At 65.6% G+C, this 23,509-nt stretch carries 18 protein-coding genes and 3 pseudogenes; 6 read left to right on the top strand and 15 right to left on the bottom strand.

Features of this window, described 5'->3' with window-relative positions:
- Window positions 1-312: pseudogene (locus ALC15_RS34150) on the bottom strand (hypothetical protein); the annotation flags it as partial.
- 359 nt (window positions 313-671) lie between these two features.
- Here ALC15_RS34150 and ALC15_RS34155 point away from each other — a divergent pair.
- Complete coding sequence (locus ALC15_RS34155) at window positions 672-1,523, top strand: caspase family protein (protein WP_050631093.1); 852 nt, start codon at window positions 672-674, stop codon at window positions 1,521-1,523.
- 171 nt (window positions 1,524-1,694) lie between these two features.
- Here the strand turns inward: ALC15_RS34155 and ALC15_RS34160 are convergent, their stop codons facing one another.
- From ALC15_RS34160 to ALC15_RS48015, 8 genes are all read right to left on the bottom strand, one after another.
- Window positions 1,695-2,615 carry an efflux RND transporter periplasmic adaptor subunit gene (locus ALC15_RS34160; protein WP_244486376.1) on the bottom strand — a complete coding sequence of 307 codons (921 nt, stop codon included), beginning with the start codon at window positions 2,613-2,615 and terminating at the stop codon, window positions 1,695-1,697.
- 7 nt (window positions 2,616-2,622) lie between these two features.
- Window positions 2,623-2,877 (bottom strand): alpha/beta fold hydrolase, encoded by a 255-nt coding sequence (locus tag ALC15_RS34165; protein WP_050631095.1) that lies wholly within the window; start codon window positions 2,875-2,877, stop codon window positions 2,623-2,625.
- The gene (locus tag ALC15_RS34170; RefSeq protein ID WP_050631096.1) at window positions 2,874-3,518 is read right to left on the bottom strand and encodes an alpha/beta fold hydrolase; all 645 of its coding nucleotides are present in this window, start codon (window positions 3,516-3,518) and stop codon (window positions 2,874-2,876) included. The genes ALC15_RS34165 and ALC15_RS34170 overlap by 4 nt, the downstream gene beginning before the upstream one ends.
- Before the next feature lie 403 nt (window positions 3,519-3,921).
- Complete coding sequence (locus ALC15_RS34175; protein ID WP_430649217.1) at window positions 3,922-4,176, bottom strand: hypothetical protein; 255 nt, start codon at window positions 4,174-4,176, stop codon at window positions 3,922-3,924.
- Window positions 4,177-4,351: 175 nt separating this feature from the next.
- Window positions 4,352-4,561: a cold-shock protein gene (locus tag ALC15_RS34180; RefSeq protein WP_021078030.1), complete on the bottom strand. Its 210-nt coding sequence runs from the start codon at window positions 4,559-4,561 to the stop codon at window positions 4,352-4,354.
- 179 nt (window positions 4,562-4,740) lie between these two features.
- On the bottom strand, window positions 4,741-7,239 hold the full coding sequence (locus ALC15_RS34185) for an adenylate/guanylate cyclase domain-containing protein (RefSeq protein WP_050631097.1): 2,499 nt from the start codon (window positions 7,237-7,239) through the stop codon (window positions 4,741-4,743).
- Between the two features lie 144 nt (window positions 7,240-7,383).
- Window positions 7,384-9,156 (bottom strand): AsmA family protein, encoded by a 1,773-nt coding sequence (locus ALC15_RS34190; RefSeq protein ID WP_430649218.1) that lies wholly within the window; start codon window positions 9,154-9,156, stop codon window positions 7,384-7,386.
- On the bottom strand, window positions 9,123-9,443 hold the full coding sequence (locus ALC15_RS48015) for an AsmA family protein (RefSeq protein WP_430649219.1): 321 nt from the start codon (window positions 9,441-9,443) through the stop codon (window positions 9,123-9,125). Before ALC15_RS48015 ends, ALC15_RS34190 begins: the two co-directional genes overlap by 34 nt.
- Before the next feature lie 212 nt (window positions 9,444-9,655).
- On the opposite strand from ALC15_RS48015, the gene ALC15_RS34195 reads away from it, so the two are divergent.
- Together ALC15_RS34195 and ALC15_RS34200 are read left to right on the top strand one after the other, a co-directional pair.
- Window positions 9,656-10,330, top strand: coding sequence for a Crp/Fnr family transcriptional regulator (locus tag ALC15_RS34195; protein WP_050631133.1), 675 nt, complete (start codon window positions 9,656-9,658; stop codon window positions 10,328-10,330).
- Between the two features lie 469 nt (window positions 10,331-10,799).
- On the top strand, window positions 10,800-11,435 hold the full coding sequence (locus ALC15_RS34200; RefSeq protein ID WP_050631098.1) for a pyridoxamine 5'-phosphate oxidase family protein: 636 nt from the start codon (window positions 10,800-10,802) through the stop codon (window positions 11,433-11,435).
- Between the two features lie 8 nt (window positions 11,436-11,443).
- On the opposite strand, the gene ALC15_RS34205 is transcribed toward ALC15_RS34200, so the two are convergent.
- From ALC15_RS34205 to ALC15_RS34225, 5 genes and pseudogenes are all read right to left on the bottom strand, one after another.
- Window positions 11,444-11,851, bottom strand: coding sequence for a nuclear transport factor 2 family protein (locus ALC15_RS34205; RefSeq protein WP_050631099.1), 408 nt, complete (start codon window positions 11,849-11,851; stop codon window positions 11,444-11,446).
- An 89-nt stretch (window positions 11,852-11,940) separates the two neighbouring features.
- A pseudogene (locus tag ALC15_RS34210) lies at window positions 11,941-15,091 on the bottom strand (efflux RND transporter permease subunit).
- 13 nt (window positions 15,092-15,104) lie between these two features.
- Window positions 15,105-16,022: an efflux RND transporter periplasmic adaptor subunit gene (locus tag ALC15_RS34215; RefSeq protein WP_050631100.1), complete on the bottom strand. Its 918-nt coding sequence runs from the start codon at window positions 16,020-16,022 to the stop codon at window positions 15,105-15,107.
- A 288-nt stretch (window positions 16,023-16,310) separates the two neighbouring features.
- Window positions 16,311-16,964 (bottom strand): OmpA family protein, encoded by a 654-nt coding sequence (locus ALC15_RS34220; RefSeq protein ID WP_050631101.1) that lies wholly within the window; start codon window positions 16,962-16,964, stop codon window positions 16,311-16,313.
- A gap of 142 nt (window positions 16,965-17,106) precedes the next feature.
- Window positions 17,107-18,673: pseudogene (locus ALC15_RS34225) on the bottom strand (caspase family protein).
- 384 nt (window positions 18,674-19,057) lie between these two features.
- Between ALC15_RS34225 and ALC15_RS34230 the strand changes: the two are divergent.
- Window positions 19,058-19,864 (top strand): N-acyl homoserine lactonase family protein, encoded by an 807-nt coding sequence (locus ALC15_RS34230; protein WP_050631102.1) that lies wholly within the window; start codon window positions 19,058-19,060, stop codon window positions 19,862-19,864.
- 29 nt (window positions 19,865-19,893) lie between these two features.
- The gene (locus ALC15_RS34235; RefSeq protein WP_283806329.1) at window positions 19,894-20,805 is read left to right on the top strand and encodes an NAD(P)-dependent oxidoreductase; all 912 of its coding nucleotides are present in this window, start codon (window positions 19,894-19,896) and stop codon (window positions 20,803-20,805) included.
- 221 nt (window positions 20,806-21,026) lie between these two features.
- Here ALC15_RS34235 and ALC15_RS34240 read toward each other — a convergent pair whose 3' ends face one another.
- Window positions 21,027-21,587, bottom strand: a complete 561-nt coding sequence (locus ALC15_RS34240) for a MarR family winged helix-turn-helix transcriptional regulator (RefSeq protein ID WP_430649220.1) — start codon at window positions 21,585-21,587, stop codon at window positions 21,027-21,029.
- 284 nt (window positions 21,588-21,871) lie between these two features.
- Between ALC15_RS34240 and ALC15_RS34245 the strand changes: the two genes are divergently transcribed.
- On the top strand, window positions 21,872-23,500 hold the full coding sequence (locus tag ALC15_RS34245; protein ID WP_050631104.1) for an FAD-dependent oxidoreductase: 1,629 nt from the start codon (window positions 21,872-21,874) through the stop codon (window positions 23,498-23,500).
- The last annotated feature ends 9 nt before the right edge of the window (window positions 23,501-23,509 follow it).

The raw sequence follows: 23,509 nt of genomic DNA on the forward strand, positions 1-23,509 counted from the left end.
CCGATGCCGTCCATCAGTCGGCGACGGGGGCGCGACCGCGGCCCAGTCTGGCGCCTCGGCGTCGCGCGCCTGGATCAGCGCCGCGCGCAGGCCGGCGAGGCGGTCGGGGTCTCGCAGCGCTGGCAGGCCGGTGCGGCGGAGCAGCGCGCGCAGCGGCGGATTGCCTAGCGCGGTCCGGTAGAACTTTCCGAGATGGGGATCGCCGCCGCGATAGGCCTGCAATACGGGGTCGCAGACGTCGTAAAGCGACGGGCCGTCCTTTTTGGCGGTCAGCGACCGGCACACGGCCCCGGCGATCTCGTGAAGGCTCATGAATCCCTTTCTCAAGGAACCGGTTAACGCCGCAGCCCCGGCGGTGTTTCCCCCGGTTCTCCCCCAAACGCGCAAGCCTTTGGAAAGCTACATGAATCCGTACAAAATACAAATGTGATCGAGGTCACGTAACGGGATTTTAACGGCGTCAATGGCCTGTGCCGGGCGGCAGCATGCAGCAAATCGGGTTGCCCCGGCCTGCCGTCCGGGTTAAGGGAGTGTTTGTTGCGGCGCCGCAAATTGAGATCAATCAACGGCACACACAGCTCAACCCCATTAAACCTGACCGCTTCTGACGCGACTAACTGGCGCGATTTTGTTCGAGCGCCTTCGGGACAAGGATTGGGACTAGGAACGCTATGAACCTTAGGCAGCTTCAACTTTCCCGTCGCACCATCGCCGTCTGCGTGGCGGTGGCCGGCACGGTGTCGCTGGCGATCGGTGCCCATGCCGCGCTCAACAAGCGCACGCTCGATGTCGCAAAGGAACCCGCGGGGGCTGTCGCCGTCGGCAGCACCGGCAGCATTGCGGCCGGCGCCTCCCGTCTCGCACTGATCATCGGCAATGGCCATTACCCGGACGCCTCAGCGCCGCTGGCCCAGCCGATCAACGATGCCCGCACGCTGTCGTCAGCGCTGCGCCACGAGGGTTTTGACGTCGACGTGGTCGAGGATGCGACCAAGGACGACATGTTCCGCGCGGTCGAGCGCATGAAGGCCAAGATCCGCCCTGACACCGTCGTGATGCTGTTCTTCGGCGGCTACGGCGTGCAGGTCGGCCGGGAAAGCTACATGATCCCGGTCGATGCCACGATCTGGAAGGAAGCCGACGTCAAGCGCACCGGCGTCAGCGTCGAGTCCGTGCTCGATGCGATGAAGGAGCGCGGTGCCAAGGCCAAGCTCGTGGTGCTCGATGCGTCGCGTCGCAATCCCTATGAGCGCCGCTTCCGCGCCTTCTCGCACGGCCTCGCCCCGATCAGCCCGCCGGAGAACACCATCGTGCTGAGCTCGACGACGCCGGGCAAGGTCGCCGATGACTCCAAGGGCGCCAACAGCGTCCTGGTCTCGGAGCTGATCAACAATCTCAACGCCCAGGCCGGCGCAGAGACCGCCTTCAACAAGACCCGCGTCGCGATCTCGCGCGCGAGCGAAGGCGAGCAGGTGCCGAGCGTGTCGTCCTCGCTGCTGGAAGACATCAAGCTCGGCGGCTGAGGCCGAGCTCTTTCCGCGCGTCGTCCCTGCGAAAGCAGGGACCGATCACCACGGGGCGGCGTTGTTGAAGCGCGCTGTGGCCACAACTCTTCAAGACAATTCACATTGGTGGTTATGGGTCCCGGGTCGCGCTTCGCTTGCCCGGGACGACACCGTTTATCCGGTGCCCACTCACTTAGCGTCGGCGCTCGCCCCCACCGGGCGCACCGGATCGCCCTCGCGCAGCAGCGCGCCGGCGCGGGCGACGACGATGTCGCCCTCCTGGATGCCGTCGCGGATCTCGACCTGGCCGGCCGACATCAATCCCGTCTCCACCCGCCGCGTCTCGACGCGGCCGCCGCGCACCACCTGCACCACGGTGCCGGCGGTGGAATAGAGGATCGCGGTCAGCGGCACCGCGACGCCGCAGCTCTGCCCGGTCTTGATCTGCGCGCGGCCGGACGAATTCACCAGCAGCCGCTTGTTGCCGCCGATCCCGACGAACACCTGGCCGAGCTGGCTGTTCGGCTCGATGGTTGGCGCGATCAACCGCACCTTGCCGTCCATCTCGCCGGCACCGATGATCTTCAGCTTTGCGCTCTGTTCGGTCTTCAGCTTGGCGATGTCGCGGGTCGGCACCATGCCGACCAGGTCGTATTCGCTCTTGGCGATGATCGAGAACAGCGCGTCCTTGCCGGAGGCCGGCGCGCCGACGATCGCCGATGATGCCGAGATCGTGCCCGCCACCGGCGCCGTGAGGTTGATCGAGTTGGCGCCGTCAGTCAGCCGCGCCAGCACCTGGCCCGCGGTGACGGTGTCGCCGGGATCGGCCTTCACCTCCGCGACCTTCAAGCCGAACCGGTCGGGCCGCACCTGTTGCTCGTCGCGCGGCAGCACGATGCCCGAGACCTCGACGATATTGCCGAAGCAGTATTTCGAGGCCTTCAGCACCGTCACCGCCGCGCCCTTCGGCACGGCGTCGGCCTCGCCCGCGGCGGACGCGGGAGTGGCCGCGAGCACAAACAGCGCGGAGGCGGCCACGGCTAAAGCGCGGTGTCCGTAGGATGGGTAGAGCGAAGCGAAACCCATCAATCGCTGGAGCCGCAAACTCATCTGCAAACTATTCCCAAAATGAGGGCCTCCTCATTACCAGATGCGGCCTCGCCGAACCAGCCGGCTGCGCCGTCTCTGTCGCGCCGGCATCGCCTGCCAGCGCGAGCTTCGCCAGTTCTTCCGCGCGCCAGATGTGCCGCAGGATCTCCGGATTCACCCGCTCGGCATGGGTCACCGGCAGCATGTGGCCGGCGGCGGGCAGATGCCGCAGCTCGGCGCCATCAATGATCGCGGCGAGCTTGGCGACGATGCGCTGCGTCACATAGGGCGACAGCCGCCCGACATCAACAGCGTCGGCACCTTCAGCGCGGACGCGGCCGCCGCCACGCCGTGGAGATCGAGCGCGGCGTTGAAATCGTACGGCAGCTTGTCGGCCTGCTCGATCATCCGCAGCCGCCCGCTCGGCGAGAACTGCTCGCGCGGGCCGGAGCCGGCCCAGAACGCGGTGAACGCCTCCACCGCCTCCAGCGCCGCGCCGTCGAAAATATCCTGCGACACCACCCGCGCGATCCCTGCGAAGCGCTCGTACAGCCGCGCATCGGCGGGCGTGTCGCGCAGCAATGTCGGCAGCACCGGCTCGATCAATGTCAGGCTGCGAACGCGCGACGCATAGGCCGACGCGGTCGCCAGCCGAAACGCGATCGCTCCGCCATAGGAATGCCCGATCAGATGGATCGGTCCGGTGGCCTTGGCGAGCCAGGGCTCGAGCCGCGCGATCTCGCCATCCAGCGTCCGCGGCCAGTCGCGCCCGCAGGCGGCGACACCATAGCCGGAAATATCCGGCGCCATGAACCCGTCGCCGCCGAGCGCGGCCGCGAGTTTCGTCCATTGCCGACCCGACCCCAGCGAGCAGTGCAGCGCCACCACCGACGCCGCAGCCGGCGCCCCGTCGAATCCCGTCATCAGACCATCCTGCTTGTTCTTGTTGTCGCGCAGGCGCGCGTTCGCACGCGCCCGTCATGACGCGAGCGAGCAGGGGGATGGGTTATTCCTGGGAGGGGTGGACGTGGTCGGGATCGTGATTGCGGAGGCAACCAGATTCACTTGATGTTGATTTGTCGCGAGAATGCCGGCGCACTTTTCTCAGCTGCTTGATAATCGAATCAAGATCGGGACCGCATATTCGCTGTCGTCCCTGCGGAAGCAGGGACCCATAACCACGAATGACGATTGTGGTGCGATGCTCGGCCACAGCGTCGCGCCGTAACCTCGCCCTGTGGTTATGGTCCCGGGTCGCGCTACGCTTGCCCGGGACGACGTGGGGAGAGAGCGCGGGCTTACTTCGCCGCTCGCGCGCGGCAGTCCGTCAGCGCACGATGCGCTTGACGCGTCGTGTGGGCTTTGGCTTGGCGGCCGTCGGCGCTTCCATCTGCGCCGCGGCATCGGCATCGCGGGCTTCGCGGAGCGCGCGCAGGCGCTCCATGTTCTGGCGCACGGCGATTGCCTCGCGCTCGACATCGGCCATGGCGCGGGCACCCTCTTCGGCCGCAAGCCGCTGGCGTTCGGCGCGCGCGAGGCTGTCGGGGGTGGGAGCAGGCGGCGTTCGGGTGGCCATGGTCATCCTTGCTTCAAATACGCCAAGGCCCGCCCAACCTGTGCAGATCGAGCGGGCCTGGCAGTCACTCCAGTACATCCGTGGAATGACGCTGCGGCATGAGCTGAGCATCATCCGGAAAGCCTGAACCGGCTTTCCTTTGCGACCAACGCGAAGCGTCAGGTCGCAGAAGGATGCGGACTCAGGCCAGCTGAAGATTCTCGGCGCTGGTCTTGCCACGCATCTTGTCGGTCTTCAGCTCGAACGACACCTTCTGGCCTTCGGCGAGGCCCGACAGACCGGCGCGCTCGACGGCGCTGATGTGAACGAACACATCCTTGCTGCCGTCATCCGGCTGAATGAAACCAAAGCCCTTCTGGCCGTTGAACCACTTCACAGTACCTGTTGCCATATCTCTTCTCCAAAGCAGACATTTCGCGTGATGGACGCGTCACCAATTCAACTGGCGATGTCTTTGGAGGAAGGCCGATGGGACCATTCAACAAGGCGCAACGGCTAATCGAACAGTGGTAATATATACCCGTTTGGCGCGAAAACAAGCCGGGCGCGGGACCGGTTCCGTGACGCGCCTCACTCCGCCGCAGCTTCCGCTGATGGCTCGCCTTTCCAGCTGAGAATCTCCGCAGCCAGGATCGGGTGGTTGAAGCCCTTCACGACGAGGTCGTCGATGGCGCGGCCTTCGACGTAAGGCTCGACCATGCCGTAGACGCGGCGGCTGACCACGATCTGGTTGGGCTTGGCTTCGCCGCACAGGCGGGAGGCGAGGTTGGTGACGCTGCCGATCGCGGCATATTCCAGCCGCTGCTCGAAGCCGACCTGGCCGAGCGTCGCATAGCCGAGCGCAATGCCGATGCCGAAGCCGAGACTATGGCCGCGGTTGCGCCATTTCTCGGTCAGCGGGCCGACCGTGTCGCGCATCTCCACCGCCATTCGCACGGCGCGCGCGGTGTGGTCGGCGAGCTGGATCGGCGCGTTGAACAGGATCATCACGCCGTCGCCGGCATATTTGTCGAGCGTGCCTTCATACTTAAAGATCAGCTTTCCGAGCGCCGCGTGGTATTCGCGCAGCACGTTCATCGCCTCTTCCGGCTCGGTCGCCTCGGTGAAGGCCGTAAAGCCGCGCAGGTCGCAGAACACCACCGTCACCTCGCGGCGGTGGCTCTCGAGCAGGCCCTCGGGATTGTCGGACGAGGCGATCAGCTGCGCCACCTGCGGCGCCAGGAAACGCTCGAGCTTGCGGATGCGCTCGATCTCGCCGAGCTGGGTCTCGACCCGCGCCTCCAGCGACTTGTTCCAATCGGTGAGCTGCTCGGTCTGCTGCTTGAGCTTGTCGGCCTGCTCGCGCACGGTGGAATTGGCCTGTTCCAGCGCGTGGCTCTTCTGGTCGACCTCGGTGAACAACCGCGCATTGCGCATCGCCAGCACGGCCTGGTGCGCGAAGGTCTTCATCAGGCCGATCAAGCCCGCGGGGAAATCGCCGGCCGCCTTGCGCAGCACCACCAGCGAGCCGAGCACGCCCTGCTGGTCGACCAGCGGCACCACCAGCACCGAGTGGAAGCCGGCGCCGACCACGACATCGCGCAAGGGATGCTCGGGCTGGGACTCTTGTCCCAACGCGTTTTCTTCACGCGAACCGGTATCCACTTCGCTCGAAAACGCTCTGGTGGCGAGATCCGGGAACGCCAGCGGCTCGCCCTTGGCGGCGGCCTCGCCGAGCGGGCTGTTGTCAGCGTCGATCGCGCGATGGTGACCTTCGGCGTCGCCGTCGATGCCGATCGATTGCGTCAGGTTGAATGCACGCCGCGCGGCGTCATAGCCATAGATCAGCACGGCGTCGGCATGGGTGATCTCGAGCGCGCGGGCGGCGACCGTCGGCAGCACGGCGTTGAGGTCGAGCGAGGACGCCACCGCGCGGCCGACCTCCTCCAGCACCTTCAGCTCGTTGATCGACTGCGCAAGGTCGCGGGTGCGCTCCTTCACCTTGGCCTCGAGATCGGAGTAGGTCTCGGCAAGCTGTCCGGCCATGCTGTTGAATTGCCCGGCGAGCTCTTCCAGCTCGTCTGATGTCTTGACCTCGATGCGATGGCCGAAATCGCCGGCGCCGAGCCGCCGCGCGCCCGTGCGCAGCGCAGTGATCGGCACCAGCATGCGCCGCGCCAGGATGGTGCCGGCGATGATCGCGACCACGAGGCCGAGCGCGATCAGGAGCGCGATGCGCACCAGCTGGTCGCGGATCGGGGAGAGCGCCTGCGACGTCGGCTGCTCATAGAACACGTGCCAGCCGAGGTTCGGCGCCGATGTCGCTGTTGTCAGCACCGCGTTGCCGTCGACATCCTTGCCGGAGGTGATCGGCCTAGCGTTGTGCGAGAGCACCGCGGCGACCTGCGGCAGCGCGGCGAGATCCTTGCCGACCTCCGGCCCCTTCGACGAGCTCGCCAGCACGCGGCCCTTGGCGTCGACGACATAGGCATAGGCGGTGCGGCCGACCTGGGAATCGCCGAAATAATCGTTGAGGAAGCGCAGGTCGATCTCGGCCACGGTGACGCCGGCATTGAAGCCGGAATGCTGCTCGCCGATCGACATAAACGGCCGCTCGTCGCGGAAATACGCTGGCGCGTAAGCGGTGCCGCGCTCGACCGCCTCGGTGAAGCGGAGGTCGCGGGAGAGATCGGCGTTGGAGTTCACCGTGACGGTCTGGCGCGACAGCCGCAGCAGCTCGCGGCCCTGGCCGTTGATCAGCGTGAGCTGGTTTACTGCCGGCACCTGGCCGAGCAGCTGGGCATAGTCGGCGCGGCGCAGCTCGATCGTGTTGGAGGAGGCGCGGGTCACCCAGGAGATCTGGCGCTCGAGGTCGGAGAGCGACTGCTCGATGTGCTTGGCGGTGGCGTCCGCCTTCTCGCTCATCGCGTCGGTCAGCGTGCTCTTGATGCCGCGGTAGCTGATCCAGGTCTCGAGCGCGCCGTTGACCGCCAGCACGAACACGACGAGGCCGACCAGCGCGAGGACGTATTTGGCGAACAGGCCGCCGCGCAGGAACCAGTTCTTGCCCTTGTCCGTAGCCCCGTTCATCCAGCCTCGTCCGTCCCCTCCAATCCGTCGGGTGCGCCAATGTATCCCGCGCTGTTTAGCACGGATCGGCAGGGTGGGGCGGCCCCTCCAGCCGCATGGTTAGCCGTGTTGGCCTTCGATATTGGCGTGGGACATCCGGGAATATCAGCGATTGAACAGCTGCCGCAGCACGTCGTTCATCGCCGGGTTGTCGCGCTGCTCGGCAGTGTCGGCGGGCGGGGGGCTAGGCGGCGGCGCAGCGGCCTGCGGTGCGTCCGGGGTGGGCTGGGCGAGGCTGCGGCTCGGGCGGGAGGCGTTGCCTTGATTGAGGGTGGAGAGGCCCTGCTGCAGCAGGTTCCCGATGGTGTCGCCGAGTTGCCCGCCGAGCGGGTTGGTCTGGCCGGCGCCGCCGCCAGGTGGCTGACCGGTGCCGGGCTGTGTGCCGGTTCCACCGCCCTGCACGCCGTTGAGCAGGTTGGTGAGCCCGTTGAGGCCCTGGCTCAGCCCCTGGCCGTTCGCCCCGAACAGGCCCTTGCCCATCTCCTTCAGCTTGGCATAGGCGGCCTGGGGATTGTCGAGGATGCCCTGCATCTCCGGATAGATCCGCGGGCTGACCCAGGGCCCCTCGACCATCACGGGAATGCCGAGGCCGACCGGATTGCCGGTGCGGCCCTGGCCCTCGGTGGTCATCACCAGCTGCGGCTCGACGCGGAACCCGATCTGGCGGGTGTTGAGATCGATCGTGCCGACCCCGCTCATCTTCACCAGCGGACCGATCAGGTTGAGATCGGTGGTGACGGCCTGGCCCTTGTCGAGCTTGAACGAGGCCGAGAGCTGGCTGAGATCGGTCGACAGCGCCTCACCCTGCTGCCAGCCGGACAAGGTGCCGGTGGTGAGGTTGCGGATCATCTGCGCGACGTTGAGGCCGAGGATCTTGCCGTCCTGGAACACGACGAAGGTGGTGCCGCCGAGATTGCCGACGATGGCGCGCTCGCTATTGCCCTGCGAGGTCAGCGCGAGCTTCGCCTGCATCCTGCCGTCGAGCTTGTCGAACTCGGCGAGGCTGTTCAGCACCGGCAGCGCCCGCACGCCGGCAAGGTCGAGCCGCAACGCGTAGGTCGGTGTCGCGCTTCTCGCGTCGATGGTGACGTCGCCATTGGCGGTGCCCTCATAGGCGCCGAGATTGGTGAGCTTACCCTTCAGCACGCCGCTGTCGACCGACGCCTCGATCGCAGCCTGCGCGAAGCGGCCATCGCCGATCACGAGCTCCGCCGCCGAGATGCGCGCCTGCGCGTCGACATAGTTGAGCCCGGCAAGATCGATCGAGGCGTTGCTCCAGCTGTTGGTGCCCAGTGGCTGCGTGGTTCCGGACTGGTCCGGCGGCATCGCGATCGAGATGCGCTGGAAGTCGAGATCGAGCTTCACCAGCGGCTTGTTGCTGGCGAAATCCACCGAAGCCCAGCCGGTGAAGCCGCCGTCGCCGAGCGTGCCGGATACGCCGTTGAACATCACAACCGTGCCGTTCAACCGCGCTTCCGCATTGGCCTTGATCGTCGCCGGCAACAGGCCGGGCGCATCGATGGTGAATTCGGCCGGCACGTTCTGGCGCTCGAGCGGCGCCTGCGGCGCGGTCGCGCGGATCTCGAACTTCAGCGGCTTGTCGCCCGTGCGCGCGTCACCGGTGACGACGATCTTGCGGTCGTCGCCGATGGTCGCGTCCAGCTTCAGCGCCTCGACCCGGTTCTCGACCCGGTCGCGCACATTGGAGAACACGATGGTGCCGCCGGTGATGCCGACATGCCGGATCGTGATGCCGCCTTGATCGGACGTGGAGGACTTCGCCGGCGGATTGTGGTCGCGGGTGCGCTCGCGCTGCAACGGCAGATTGACCACCGGCTTCTCGATCACGAGGTCGGTGATGTCGGCCGGCCCGACCACAGGCTCGCCAGCGTCATCTCGGCTGCGACGCGGCTCGCTGCGAACCGGCTGCCGGCCTCGCGCTCCCGCGGGTCCTGCAACACGACGTCGCTGAGCGTCAGATTGACCGTCGGCCAGAGGCTAACCTTGGCGCCGCCATTGATGCTGAGCTTGAAGCCGGTCTCGCGCTCGACCCGCTCGGTAATGGCAGACGTCAGGAAGGAGGACGGGATCCCGACCGCGGCCACCAGGGCGACGATCACGATCACGGCAGCAATGGCGGCCCCGGCGAATTTCAGTGCTCTCATCTCGATATTCCAGGCCGGGCGGACAGGGTTCCACCGCGCAAAGGCACGGCCGGTCGCACGAGATTACCCCGCAAACGAGGCCTCGCTGCAATGACCGCAAAAATAATCCGTTACCAGCATGAACTTATGTGACCTCTCACACACTCTTATGAGGGTGATTTTTGCTAACCGGGCGTCAGGGGACCGCTCGGATGGATTTGGAAGGCAATACAATGAGCAAACAGGCCGAATTTGCGGTCATTCTGAAAATGAACCCGATGTTCGCCGATCTCGGTGCGGACGAGTTGCAGCGGCTTTCGGGCCTCTGCCACACCCAGCAGCTCGCCACCGGCGAGGTGCTGTTCCAGAAAGGCGATCCCGGCGACGCCCTGTTCGGGGTCCGCCGCGGCCAGATGCGCATCGAGACTGGGGCCTCCGACGGCAGCCGGCTCACACTGAACTTCATGGGATCCGGCGATCTGTTCGGCGAAGTCGCCGTCCTCGACGGCCAGGATCGCACCGCGGATGCGACCGCGGGCGAGCCCACCGAGTTGTTCGTCTTGCGGCGGGAGGATTTCCTCGGCTTCCTCGAGCGTGAGCCGAAGGTCGCGGTCAGGCTGATCGCATTGCTGTGCCAGCGCATCCGCTGGCAGAGCGAGCGGATGGAAGAATCCGTGCTGCAGCCATTGCCGGTCCGACTTGCACGCCGGCTCTGTGCGCTGGCCGAGGATTTCGGCTCCGAGGTGCACATCTCGCAGGAACAGCTCGGCATATTCGTCGGCGCCGCGCGCGAGAGCGTCAACCGGCAACTGCAGACCTGGCGCAAGGACGGCATCGTCGACCTGCAGCGCGGCCGGATCATGCTGCACAACATGACCAAGCTGACGGCGGTCGCGCGCAACGATTAGAGCGTTTTCGAGCGAAGTAGTCGCCGGCTCGCGTCAAGAAAACGCGTCGACCAAGAAATGATGGCATGCAACGCGCGCGCGAGGATTTGATCCTCTCGCGCGCGTCGCTTGCGAATGCTGACGCACTCCTGCCTAAAAGACGTGCTTGCATGACGAGGCCGGTATCGCTTTCATCGGCCCGCCGGTCCTTGGGGTGACACCCAGCTTTGCTGGCCTCACGCCATCCACCTGCAAACCCCTGCGGTCTCTTTCCCGTTGACCGCAGGGGTTTTGCGTTCCGGGTGTTGCGTTTTTTGGCGCAGCGAGATCGCCGAGCACATCTTCGTCCCTCAAACGCATCGACAAAGACACCTGCGGCGGAGTCCCTCATGACGCCGCGCTCTCTCCGGGCGCGGCAAATGCGCACCGTGCGGGAAGCATCAATTCAGGGATCGACGTGCTATAGACTGACCAAAAAGGGAGATTCGCCATGGATCAGCAGGGCGCGGGCGGCAAGCCACCGGTCAAGTCGCAGGAGGATCTCCGCGGCCATTTCGGGCAGGTGAGCCCGCTCGCCGAGAAGAAGGTCCTCCACCATCTCGACAAGTTCTGCCGCGACTTCATCGCGCTCTCGCCGTTCCTCATCATCGCCTCCAGCGACGGCAACGGTCATGCCGACGCCAGCCCGCGCGGCGACGCGCCCGGCTTCGTCTCGGTGATTGACGACAAGACGCTGCTGATCCCGGACCGGCGCGGCAACAACCGCGTCGATACGTTCGGCAATATCATCGCGTCGCCCGGGGTCGGGTTGATCTTCATGGTGCCGGGCATCAACGAGACCCTGCGCATCAACGGGCGGGCGGAGATTTCGCAGGAGCCGGATCTCTTGACCCCGCTGACGGTGCAGAACGTGACGCCGATCATCGGCCTCAAGGTGTATGTCGATGAAGTCTACTTCCATTGCGGCAAGGCGCTGATGCGCTCGAAGCTGTGGAGCCCCGCTGCGCAGGTCGAACGCAACAGCTTCCCGACGCTCGGCCGGATCATCGCCGAGCAGACCGCCGCCATCGACGTCGAGGTCGCCGAGAAGGCGATGGAAGAGGCCTATCGCACGAGGCTCTACTGACCCGACCGCTAGGGTGACGTGATTTGCCTCAGGAGCGCCGTATCGCCGAACTCGACGAGTTCGGCGATCTTGCCGTTCTCGATCCTAAAGAGGTCGACGACCTCCGTCGTGACGGTGATGTCCTTCGGAATGAAGCGGACCGTGATGGTCGAGTGCACGGCGACGCGGTCACCATCGATGAGGAAGCTCGTGACCTTGCGATCCACGAACTGGAACGCCGTGATGAAATCCGACAGCGCCTGCCGGACATTCGCGTGCCCTTCGACGGCGCCGGTCAGATGAAGAGCCTCTTTGTCACCGACCAGTTCGAAACTCGCGCCGGGGCCAAATGCTTTCATCAGCTCATCAATGTCGCCCTTGTTGCGCGCGGCATATGCCTCAGTGATCAAGCGATGGATTGCTTCGCGGTCTGTCATCGGGAGCCCTCCTCTCCGGTCTGAAAGACCGCTACTCTACCACACCGAGAGTGCAGCCGGCTCGCAACTTCTGGAATGCGGACCCTGATTTACTCCGCGGCGGGCGAGATCATGCTCGACGGGCCGCCCTGCCGCTTGGTCTCGTCGGGCTTCGGCTCGCTCGGGGTCAGCTCGTGGTCGGCATGCGAGACCACGAGCCGCTTGCCGAAGCGCCAGATCAGGCCGCCGATGTCGTCCATCACCATGAACATCGCCGGCACGAACACCAGCGACAGCACGGTCGAGAAGATCAGGCCGCCGATCACCGCGAGCGCCATCGGCGAGCGGAATTCGCCGCCGGCGCCGAACGCCAGCGCTGACGGCATCATGCCGGCGGCCATCGCGATCGTGGTCATCACGATCGGCCGGGCGCGCTTCATGCCGGCGTCGATCATGGCCTCTTCGCGCGCCTTGCCGTCGCGGATCGCCTCCACCGCGAACTCCACCAGCATGATGGCGTTCTTGGTGACGATGCCCATCAGCATCAGGATGCCGATCCACACCGGCGTGGTGAGCTGCTTGCCGGTCAGAAGCAGCGCGCCGATCGCGCCGCCGATCGAGAGCGGCAGCGAGAACAGGATGGTGATTGGCTGCAGGAAGGTGCCGAACAGCAGCACCAGCACGGCATAGACCATCATCAGGCCGGCGGTGATCGCGGTGGCGAAGCCGTCGGACAGCTCGGCGAGGCTCTCGGCGTCGCCCGACGGGCTGACCTTGACACCCTTCGGCAGGCTTTTCATGACCGGCAGGTCGTAGATCAGCTTGGTGGCATCGCCGAGTGCGGCATTGCCGACCAAGTCGGCAGCGACAGTCGCCTGCCGCTCGCGGTCGTAGCGGTTGATGCTGGTCGGGCCCTGGTCGAGCTGGATGTCGGCGACGACGGAGAGCGGCACGCCGCCGCGCTCGCCGCGCTGGCCGAGCGGCACGCGCAGCTGCTCCAGCATCTGCAAATCGCTGCGCGCATTGTCTTCGAGCTGGACGCGGATCGGCACCTGGCGGTCGCCGGCGTCGAACTTGGCGAGCGCCGGGCCGACGTCGCCGATGGTGGCGACGCGGATGGTCTGCGACAGGCTCTCGGTCGAGACGCCGAGCCGCGCCGCGAGCTCGGCGCGCGGTCGGATGCGCAGCTCGGGCCGGTCGAGCGCGGTCTCCGAGATCACATTGGCGATGATCGGGATCCGCTTCATCTGCGTCGCCAGCTCGCTGGCGACGTTGTTGACGATATTGCTGTCGGTGCCGGTGACGACCAGCGAGATGGCACGCAGGCCATTCTCGTCGAGGAACCAGAACCGGATGTCGGGAACGTTGTCGAGCTCCTTGCCGATCGACAGCTCCAGCTCGCGCTGGGTGATCCTGCGGTCGGCCTCGGCGTGTAGTTGATGATCAATGCGGCGCGCCGCACCTCCTGGATACCCGGCGGCACCCGGCCGCCGTCGACGAACACGCTACGCACCTCGGGCCGCTTGCGCAGCCGCGCCACGATCTCCTCGGTGACCTTCTCGGTGTAGGCAAGCTGCGAGCCGGGCGGCAGCTCCATCGCGAGCAACGAGCGCGCGGTGTCCTGCGCCGGCAGGAAGCCCTGCGGCAGCAACGTGATGCTCCAGATCGAAGCGGCGAACACCGCAAAGCCGAGCAGCACGGTGATGTAGTGGTGCTTCACCGACCAGGTGACGAGGCTGTGATAGGTGCGCAGGATGCGGCCGGGCGGCGGATCGTCGTGGTCGTGATGCTTGAGGAAGTAGGCCGCCAGCATCGGCGTCACGAAGCGCGCCGCGAGCAGCGAGAAGAACACCTGCACCGACACGGTGATACCGAACTGCTTGAAGAACTGCCCGGCGATCCCCGACATGAAGCTCGCGGGTGCAAAGATCGCGATGATGGTGAGCGAGATCGCGATCACCGCGAGGCCGATCTCGTCGGCGGCTTCGAGCGCGGCACGATACGGCGTCTTGCCCATCCGCATGTGGCGGACGATGTTCTCGATCTCGACGATGGCGTCGTCGACCAGGATGCCGGTCGACAGCGTGATGGCGAGGAATGAGACCAGGTTGAGCGAGAAACCGAGCAGGTCCATCGCCCAGAACGCCGGGAAAATCGACAGCGGCAGCGAGACCGCGGCGATGATGGTGGCGCGGATGTCGCGCAGGAACAGCAGCACGATGATGACGGCGAGGATCGCGCCCTCAAACAAGGTCGAGATCGCAGCTTCGTAATTGCCCTTGGTGAATTCGACCGAGGTGTCGATCAGCTTGAGGTCGACGTCGGGATAGGCCACCTTCAGCGCGTCGATCCGCTTCTGCACCGCGGCGGCGACCACGACGTCGCTGGCGCCCTTGGAGCGCTTGATGCCGAGCGCCACCACGGGCTCGCCATTGAAACGGGCGAAGGTGCGCCGGTCGGCGATGGTGTCGGTAACGGTGCCGAGATCGTCGAGCCGGATCTCGCCGCCGCCGAACAGCGGAATCATGGTGCCGGCGAGCTCGTTAAGGGTCTTGGCGCCGGCCAGCGTGCGGATCGCCTGGTCGTTCTTGCCGATCTCGGCACGGCCGCCGGCGACGTCGACATTGGTGCCGCGCAGGATCTGGCTGACATTGACCGCGGTGAGGCCCACGGCCTGCAATTTGTCGGGATCGAGCGAGACCAGGATCTCGCGCTCGACACCGCCGATGCGCTCGACCTGGGCGACGCCACGCACGCCCTGCAGCGCGCGCTTTACCACTCGTCGACAAAGTATGAGAGCTGCTCCGGCGTCTTGCCGGGCGAGATCGCCGCATAGGTAACGATCGGCAGGCCGATCACGTCGACGCGCTGGATCAGCGGCTCGGTGACGTTCTGCGGCAGGTTGGCGCGCACGCGGGTCACCGCGTCCTTGACGTCGTTGAGCGCGCGGTCGGTGTTGGTCTCCAGCGCGAACTGGATCGTGGTCACCGACAGGCCGTCGGTGATCGACGAGGAGATGTGGCGTACGCCCTCGACGCCGGAGACGCCGTCTTCGATCGTCTTGGTGACCTGCGACTCAAGTTCCGAGGGCGCGGCGCCGAACTGCGAGACCGCGACCGAGATCACCGGAATGTCGGCGCTCGGCAGCCGCGTCACCGCGAGCTTGGTGAAGGAGACCCACCCCAGCACCAGCAGGATGATCGAGAAGACGATCGAGGGAAGCGGGTTCCGGATCGACCATGCCGAGATGTTCAAAGCCATTAGCGTGCCCGAATTAGCGTGATCGCGTGCGATCGAGTTCGTCGGCGAACATGGTCTTGATCTGGTCGCCGTCATGCAGCGAGGTGCCAGCATCGGCCACGACGATTTCGCCGACGTCGAGGCCTTCAAGGATTTCAGTCGAGGTGTCCGAGGTCAGTCCGACGCGCACCCTGCGGGTCTCGACGGTGTTGCCCTTCACCACCTGCAGGGTCAGGCGGTCGATCGCGGTGCGCGGCACCGCGACGCCGCAGGAGCGCTTGGCATCGATATTGGCGCGCGCGAACATGCCGACCTTCAGCGTCGGATTGTTGTTGATGGTGATGCGGACGTGACCGAGCTGAGTGGCGCGGTCGATCTGCGGCGAGATCTGGCGGACCTTGCCGACGATGTCGGGCGCGTCGTCGCGGCTGATCCGCACATTGGCGCCGGGATTGAGCTTCAGGAGCTGGAAGCCCGGCACCTCGGCGTCGAGCTCGATCTCGTTGTTGACCGAGATCTTGAACATCGGCGGAGCCTGCGGCGATGCCGGCGCGCCGGGCGCGGTGCGCACCTCGGTGATGAGGCCGGCCGCCGGCGCCCGCAGCACGACCGGTTTGGCATTGCCTTGAGCCGCTTGTTGCGGCGGCGGGGTCAATCGCGCCAGTTCCTGGTTCTCGGTCACGGTGTCGCCCTCGCGGACCAGCACGTCGGTGACCTTGGAGCCGTCCTGGTCGACATTCACCTGCGCTTCGCGGCGCGGCACGATGAAGCCGGTGACGCGGACCATGTCGGAGAAGCAGGCATTGGTCGATTTCGTCACCACGACCAGCGCCTGGCCGGGCGTCTCTTTTTCCTCCGGATGGGAGCGGTGCTCGAACGCGTAATAGGCGACAGCCAGCGCGAGGAAAACCACCGTGCCGAGCGCAGGCTTGAGGTATTGGGAAAAATTCATCGCCTGATCAATCCAGAACTTGGCGCGTATCGACAGGGATTGTCTTGGGCGCTCGTCGAAGTCTCATCACGCTCGCCATCGTATTCCTTGAGCCTGCGGAAGGCCGGTGTCCATTGTTCCGGATCAAGCCCTGACGTCGTGTGAGGCGGGTCACCTGTGGGCTGCTCCGGGCTTCTGCCCTCAAGCAAATGCGCCCCGCCGGGGTGCGGGACGCATTGTAACCTCAAAAAGCGGCCACGCCACCGCCGATCGGCTCTGGATCACTTGAACCAGATCACTTGGGCCAGATCACTTGGACGCCGTGTCCTTGTTTTCGACGTTGACGACCTGGACGCGCCGGTTGACCTCCGCCATCGGGTGGCTCGGGTCCTTGAGCTTGCTCTTGCCATAGCCGACGGTGACCAGATCGGTGCCATTGATGCCGTATTTGTCGACCAGATAGCGCTTGATGGCGTCGGCGCGGCGCTCCGAGAGGCCCTGATTGTATTCCTCGCCGCCGGCGGCGTCGGTGTGGCCGGCGACCACGAAGGTCGAGCCCTTCAGGTCCTGGTTGGTCAGGGCGCGGCCGAGCGCCTGCACCGAGGGCAGCGACTTCGCGCTGATGTCGGCGGAGTTGTAGTCGAAGTTGATCTCGAGATCGATCTTCGGCTTGTCCTGGACGATGGTCGCGATTTCATCGCGTTCGGTCGAGGACAGCGAGCGGGTGGCGCGGCCGCGGACGCTCTGCATGAACTTGGCCTGGTCGGCGTTCAATCCCGGCGCGGAGGTCTGCGGGCCGACCGAGAGGCCGCGGGTCAGCGGCTTCTTCTCGGGCGTCAGCGCCTTGATGATCTGGTCTTCGGTGACATCGTCACCGGCGCGGGCGGCCGCCATGCCGAACGACAGCATGGCGCCGGCGGTCACGATTGAAAGGATCGCGGCCTTTGCCGACGGCTTGAACATTTCAGTCCCTCCTGCGCAGGCTGGCGCGGTTCCATGCAACGCTTCAGATCGATTGGCCGGCATTGCTGCCCGGCACGCACCCTCTGATTAGTCGCGTAATTTCATCAGCGGTTCGAGTCGCGGGCCGGCTGCGTTTGATTTGTCATTGCACGCCGTAGTCGGCGAATTCCTTGACGATGTTGGGGTCCATCGCCTTGGCGTTGGCGATGTCGAGATCGCCTTCCGCGACCGCGCCGTTGCGCTTCTTGGCAAGGCCGCGCCCGTACAGCGACGAGGTCAGCCGCGGGTTGATCTTCAGCGCGGCGTCGAAATCGGCGATGGCGTTCTTGTTCTGCCCGCCCTTCAGGTTCATCAGGCCGCGGCTGTCGAGCGCATCGACGAAGTTCGGACGCAGCCGCAGCGCCTCGTTGCAGTCCTTCAGGGCCGCCTGCAGGTCGCCCATCACGGTGCGGACCCAGCAGCGGTTGTTGTAGGCCTCGACGTCCTTCGGGTTCAGCCGCAGCGAATTGGTGAAGTCCTTCACCGCGAGGTCATAGGCACCCTTGCTGGCATAGACCTGGCCGCGGCGATACAGCGCAGCCGCATCGTCAGGGTTCTTGTCCAGTTTCTCGCTCAGGCTCTTGATTGTCGGATCGTCGGCGAGCACGGGCGAATTGCTCGGCGCCGGCGTGGGCTGGATCACCACCGGCGGCGGAGGTGCAGGCGGCGGCAGCGCAATCTCCGGCGCTTCGGCGCGGGCGGCGGAGCGTCGGTGCTGTCGCGACGGAGGGCTTCGGCGGGGCGGGCGGCGGCGTCGGTGCCGTTGCGGCTGGAGGCGCCGGTGCTGGTGTCGGCGTTGCCGCGGGCGGTGCCGGCGGGGGCGCGACCGGCGGTGCCGTCGCGACCTCGGTTGACGGCGATGCGCTCGGCGCTGGCGCGGCATTCGGCGATCCCGGCGTGCCGCTTTGAGGGGCTGCTCCGCCTGGAATGAACGAGAAATCTTCTGCCAGCGAGGACGAGATCCACGGCACCTGTTCCTGCCGCGAGGCACGGGTGACGCCGACGCGGGTGCGGTTCAGCGTTTCCTCCGCCATCAGGTCCGGGGTGCGGATCTCCTTCAGGAGTTCCCGCACGAACAGGCTGCGGTCGCTGCCATTGTCGGAGACGACCGACGACAGCGCGGCCGAATACATCACCAGCGTGCCGTTGGGGGCGATGACCGGGGCGAGCCCGGCCGAGAAGCTGCGGAAGCGGCGCTCAAACGGGTTGCGCCTGGAGGCGTCGATCAGGGCGATCTTCACCCCGGCGCCGCGGCTGTTGATCTCGCCGAGCACGGTCTCGAGGCTGAAGCCGTCGCGGCGGACGTCGGCCTCGGCCCAGATCTGGGCGTCGACCGGGATCATGTAGCTCTGCCGGTTGGACTGGATGCCGTAACCCGAGAAGAAGATCAGCGCGACCGAGCCCGGCTTGATCTTGCCATAGAGCCGGTCGAAGGCGCGGCGCATGCCGTCACCGGTCAGGTTCTCGCCGACCTCGACGGTGAAGCCGTCGCGTTTGAGTTCGTCGGCGACGTCACGGGCGTCGTTGACCGGCTCCTTCAGCGGCGCGTCGGCGTCGGGATATTTGGCGTTGCCGATGACCAGCGCGAAGCGGTCGCCGGCGGCGAAGGAAGGGAGAGGCGACGCGATTGAAAAAATCAGCGTGGCGAGCAAGGCAAGGCGGATTTTCATAATCGCGGCAAATCCAGATCGCGGCATTCCAATGAAATGGCGCCGCTTCCAGCCTGCGCCTCGGGAACCTTACTCTAGCGAATACCTATTATCAAACCACCGCCAAACCTCCGTCAACGGCTTGTAGCGCCGTCGTTTATCGCGATGACGATCATAAGGCCGCAGTGCAACAGCATGCGGTCATGGCGGCCATCGCCGTCCCGGCATGGTGCTGGTTCCGGCGAGCCGATAATGTGATTGCATTCACAGAGGCTGCGGCCGCCCTGTCATGCACTCGTCGTACCCCGCGCGGTTTGACCTTTGCGCGAGGCGATGGCTTTGTGTCCGGGACGGCAAGCCATTCAAAAAAGATCTGCAAACAAGACTGCAAACAAGAGCGAACCGATGGGAAACGCCTACGAGATCTACGCCCTGCGCTATGCGACGATGTCGCCGCGCACGCCTCACCTCAACTTCCTGGTCCCCGATCCGCACGACACCACGGCGCAGGATCTCGACTACTTCGTCTGGCTGATCCGCGGCCACGGCCGCGACATCCTGGTCGATACCGGCTTCAACGCCGAGGAAGCCAAGGCGCGGGCCCGCAAGCTGACGCTCAACCCGGTGGATGCGCTGGCCGGCTTCGGCGTCAGCGCCGACGCCATCCGTGACGTCATCGTCACCCATCTGCATTATGACCACGCCGGCAATCTGGATCGCTTCCCGAACGCCAAATTCCATCTGCAGGAACGCGAGATGAGCTACGCGACCGGCCGCTGCATGTGCAACGGCATGCTGCGCCATCCGTTCTCCATCGAACATGTCACGCAGATGGTCCGCCACGTCTATGGCGAGCGCGTCACCTTCCATTCCGGCGATGGCGAGATCGCGCCCGGCGTCACCGTGCATCGCGTCGGCGGCCATTCCGACGGCCTGCAGGTGGTGCGGGTCGAGACCGCGCGCGGTCCGGTGGTGTTGGCGTCGGACGCCGCGCACTACTATGCGAACCTGCACAAGAAGAGCCCGTTCCCGATCGTCTACAATGTCGGCGACATGGCGCAGGGCTGGGAGACTGTCGAGCGGCTCGCCGGTCATCCCGATCGCTTCATCCCCGGACACGATCCGATCGTCAGCGAGATCTATCCGCGCGCCAGCGACAAGGTCGATGCGTTCGCCCTGCATCTGGCGCCATCGCGATCGTTCGCGAAATAGCCTGGTCGCTCGGGCGGCGCATCTCCAACATTCAAGAAACGTCAAGAAGAAGCAGCGATATGACTGAATACAGGACTCTCGGGTTCATCGGCCTCGGCGTGATGGGTGAGCCGATTTGCCGCAACCTCGTCAAGAAGAGCGGCAAGCGCGTCGTAGTGTTCGACCTTGCGGCCGAACCGTTGCAACGGCTCCGCGCCGACGGCGCCGAGGTGGCTGAAACGGTCGCCGACGTCATCAAGCATAGCGACGTGCTGTTCCTCTGCCTGCCGAGCGCCAAGCATGTGCGCGCGGTGTTCGAGGGCGACGGCATTCTGAAGAATGTGCGGAGTGGCCAAATCGTGGTCGATCTCGGCACCTCCTCGGTGAGCCAGACCCGCGACTTTGCCGCGCAGCTCAAGGCCAAGGGGGCAGCCTGGGCCGATGCGCCGATTGCGCGCACGCGGCAGGCGGCGCAGGACGGCACGCTCAGCGTGATGGTCGGCGCGGTGCCCGCGCTCTACGCCGCGATCGAGCCCTTGATCCGCTGTTTCGCCACCGACGTCACCAATTGCGGCGATGTCGGCGCCGGGCAGGTGACAAAAATCCTCAACAACATGGTGCTGTTCGAGACCGTGAATGCGCTGGCTGAGGCGGTCGCGGTGGCCAAGCACAATGGCGTCGATCCGAAGCTCTTGCTCGAAACCTTGTCGAAGGGCTCGGCCGACAGCTTCGCGCTGCGCAACCACGGCATGAAAGCGATCGTGCCCGGCGTGTTTCCCGAGCGCGCCTTCTCGACCGAATATGCGCTGAAGGATCTGTCCTACGCGCTGGAGCTTGCCGCCGATGCCGGCATCACAATCCGCGGTGCCGAGCTGATCGGCGCGGTGCTGCAGGAGGCGATCGACAAGGGATCGAAGGATAATTACTTCCCCGTGATCGCGAAGCACATCGACAAGGCGTAGTCCTCTCCACCTTCATTCCGGGGCTCGCGCAGCGCACGCCCGGAATGACGTGAGATAGGGCGGGGCGCCAGTCAGCCACCAGCGTCGTCCTGGCGAAGGCCAGGACCCATAACCACAAATGTTCGTTGTTGGGCTTCGCTGCAACGACGAGTCCCGTTCACAACTCCGGCTGCGGAGTATGGGTCCTGGCTTTCGCCAGGACGACAGCGGAGACTGAGGCTTTAATACACGTCCTTCGCGTCGGCCTCTTCGCTGGTCTGCACCAGCTCGAGGCTGCTCTCGACCTTGCCGAGCAGGCGGCCGAGGTCGCGGCGCTCCTGCGCCGAGAGGCAGGACAGGATCTCCTGCTCCTTGCGCAACAGGCGCGGGATCAGCTCCTCGTACAGCGCCTGGCCCTTCCTGGTCAGCCGCAGGCGGAATTCGCGGCGGTCGTCGGCGTTCTCGACGCGCTCGACGATCTCGCGCTCCATCAGCGCCGACACCGCGCGGCTGATGGTGGACTTATGCGTGCGGGTGCAATGCGCGATGTATTGCGCGCTGCAGGGATCGCTGCGGAAGCCGAGCGTGGCGAGCACGCGCCACTCGGGAATGTCGAGGCCGTAGCGTGCCTGATACTCGCTCGACAGCGCCGAGGACACTTCGGCCGCCACCCGGTTGAGGCGGAACGGCATGAAATGAAACAGGTCGAGGCGCTTCTTCGCCGGCGCGGCATCGTCGCGCGCGTCCGCTTCCACGGCGCTGCGCGGCCGGGTTGGAGGCTGGCTTGCAGAGGTCCTGGCCAAAAATTCCTCCAATATGAGTTGACGGCGGGGCCGACTGGGAGTTTAAGATAGTTGCAAGTGAGACTAATTTAGCAAGGTCGCGGCCGGCTCGCAAGGTCTTGGTCGTAAACCAGTCACACAAGACGCAGCCAGAAGCCGGCAGCATCAGAGCGTTTTCGAGCGAAGTGGATACCGGTTCGCGTGAAGAAAACGCGTCAAAACAAGAAGCGAGAGCCCCGTTCCGATTAAATCGGAACGGACAAGGCTCAAGGGAACATCCAGGGTCACGCAAGTAGGGTCAAGAAATGGCATCAGCCAGTTCGGCACAGGCCAAAACCCAGTTCGGCTATCGTCGTCACCCCGACCAGGACCGGTCGGGTGCCAATGTGGCGGAGTATCCGGTCGTCGTGGTCGGCGCCGGGCCGGTCGGACTGTCGCTCGCGATCGATCTCGCGCAGCGCGGCCAGCGCGTGGTGCTGCTCGACGACGCCGACCGGATCGGCGAGGGTTCGCGCGCGATCTGCTTCTCGAAGCGCTCGCTGGAGTTCTGGGATCGGCTCGGCGTCGGCGACCGCATGGTCGAGAAGGGCGTGGTGTGGAGCGTCGGCAAGATTTTTCACGGCGCCTCGCAGCTCTATCAGTTCAATTTGCTTCCCGAAGAGGGCCACAAGCGGCCCGCCTTCATCAACCTGCAGCAGTTCTATGCCGAGGCCTACCTGGTCGACCGCGTCGAGCAACTGCCTGAGATCGATCTGCGCTGGCGCAACAAGGTGATCGCGCTGGAGAGCCGCAATGACGGCGTCGCGCTGACCATTGCAACGCCTGAAGGCTCCTACCAGGTGCATGCGTCGTTTGTCGTCGCCTGCGACGGCGCCCGTTCCTCGCTGCGGCAGATGGTCGGCGCCGAGTTCGCGGGCCAGGTGTTCGAGGACCAGTTCCTGATCGCCGACGTCAAGATGACGGCGGCATTCCCGACCGAGCGCTGGTTCTGGTTCGATCCGCCGTTCCATGCCGGGCGCTCGGCGCTGTTGCACAAGCAGCCGGACGACATCTGGCGCATCGACCTGCAGCTCAATCCGGATGCCGATCCCATCGCCGAGAAGCAGCCGGAGAATGTCCGGCCGCGAATCGAGCGCATGCTGGGGCATGACAAGTTCGAGTTCGAGTGGATCTCGCTGTACAAGTTCCAGTGCCGCCGGATGGCCAGGTTCGTCCACGGCCGGGTGATCTTCGCCGGCGATTCCGCCCATCAGGTGTCGCCGTTCGGCGCGCGCGGCGCCAATTCCGGGCTCGAGGACGCCGAGAATCTGGCGTGGAAGCTCGACCGCGTGCTGCGCCGGCTGTCGCCGGAAGGCCTGCTGGAGACGTATCACATCGAGCGCAGCGCGGCGGCGGACGAGAACATCCGCGAGTCCACGCGCTCGACCGACTTCATGGCGCCGGTGACGAAGCAGGAGGCGCGGCTGCGCCAGGCGGTGCTGTCGCTCGCCGAGGATACCGAGTTCGGCAAGCGCATGGTCAATGGCGGGCGGCTGTCGGTGCCGTCGGTCTACGACACGCCGCTGTCGAGCGGCGATCGCGACAATTGGCGCGGCGGCCCGCGGCCGGGCGCCTCGATGCCGGATGCACCGGTGACGGAGCAGGGCGGCGGTTCCAGCTATCTGACCGAGGTTTTCATCAAGCAGGGAACGCGCTTCACGCTGCTGGAGTTTGGCAACGGCAAGGGCTGCGACCTCCCCGAGGGCGTCGGCACCATCCGGGTCGGTGGCGATAACGGCCTGATCGACGCACAGGGTCTTGCCGGCAAGCGTTACGATGCGGAGCCCGGCACCGCCTATCTGCTGCGGCCGGATGGTTATGTCGCGGCGCGCTTTCGGAATGCAGCGCGGCCTGCGCTCGATGCGGCGCTGGCGCGCGCATCCGGCCTGAATTGAGGTGTAGCT

Source organism: Bradyrhizobium viridifuturi, assembly GCF_001238275.1.
Lineage (GTDB): Bacteria > Pseudomonadota > Alphaproteobacteria > Rhizobiales > Xanthobacteraceae > Bradyrhizobium > Bradyrhizobium viridifuturi.

Coding starts and splice junctions, on each gene's coding strand:
- ALC15_RS34220 (WP_050631101.1), bottom strand. CDS start 16,964: ATGTTCAAGCCGTCGGCAAAGGCCGCGATCCTTTCAATCGTGACCGCC.
- ALC15_RS34215 (WP_050631100.1), bottom strand. CDS start 16,022: ATGAATTTTTCCCAATACCTCAAGCCTGCGCTCGGCACGGTGGTTTTC.
- ALC15_RS34160 (WP_244486376.1), bottom strand. CDS start 2,615: ATGAGTTTGCGGCTCCAGCGATTGATGGGTTTCGCTTCGCTCTACCCA.
- ALC15_RS34185 (WP_050631097.1), bottom strand. CDS start 7,239: ATGAACGGGGCTACGGACAAGGGCAAGAACTGGTTCCTGCGCGGCGGC.
- ALC15_RS34230 (WP_050631102.1), top strand. CDS start 19,058: ATGGGAAACGCCTACGAGATCTACGCCCTGCGCTATGCGACGATGTCG.
- ALC15_RS34200 (WP_050631098.1), top strand. CDS start 10,800: ATGGATCAGCAGGGCGCGGGCGGCAAGCCACCGGTCAAGTCGCAGGAG.
- ALC15_RS34170 (WP_050631096.1), bottom strand. CDS start 3,518: ATGACGGGATTCGACGGGGCGCCGGCTGCGGCGTCGGTGGTGGCGCTG.
- ALC15_RS34205 (WP_050631099.1), bottom strand. CDS start 11,851: ATGACAGACCGCGAAGCAATCCATCGCTTGATCACTGAGGCATATGCC.
- ALC15_RS34245 (WP_050631104.1), top strand. CDS start 21,872: ATGGCATCAGCCAGTTCGGCACAGGCCAAAACCCAGTTCGGCTATCGT.
- ALC15_RS48015 (WP_430649219.1), bottom strand. CDS start 9,443: ATGAGAGCACTGAAATTCGCCGGGGCCGCCATTGCTGCCGTGATCGTG.
- ALC15_RS34180 (WP_021078030.1), bottom strand. CDS start 4,561: ATGGCAACAGGTACTGTGAAGTGGTTCAACGGCCAGAAGGGCTTTGGT.
- ALC15_RS34195 (WP_050631133.1), top strand. CDS start 9,656: ATGAGCAAACAGGCCGAATTTGCGGTCATTCTGAAAATGAACCCGATG.
- ALC15_RS34155 (WP_050631093.1), top strand. CDS start 672: ATGAACCTTAGGCAGCTTCAACTTTCCCGTCGCACCATCGCCGTCTGC.
- ALC15_RS34175 (WP_430649217.1), bottom strand. CDS start 4,176: ATGACCATGGCCACCCGAACGCCGCCTGCTCCCACCCCCGACAGCCTC.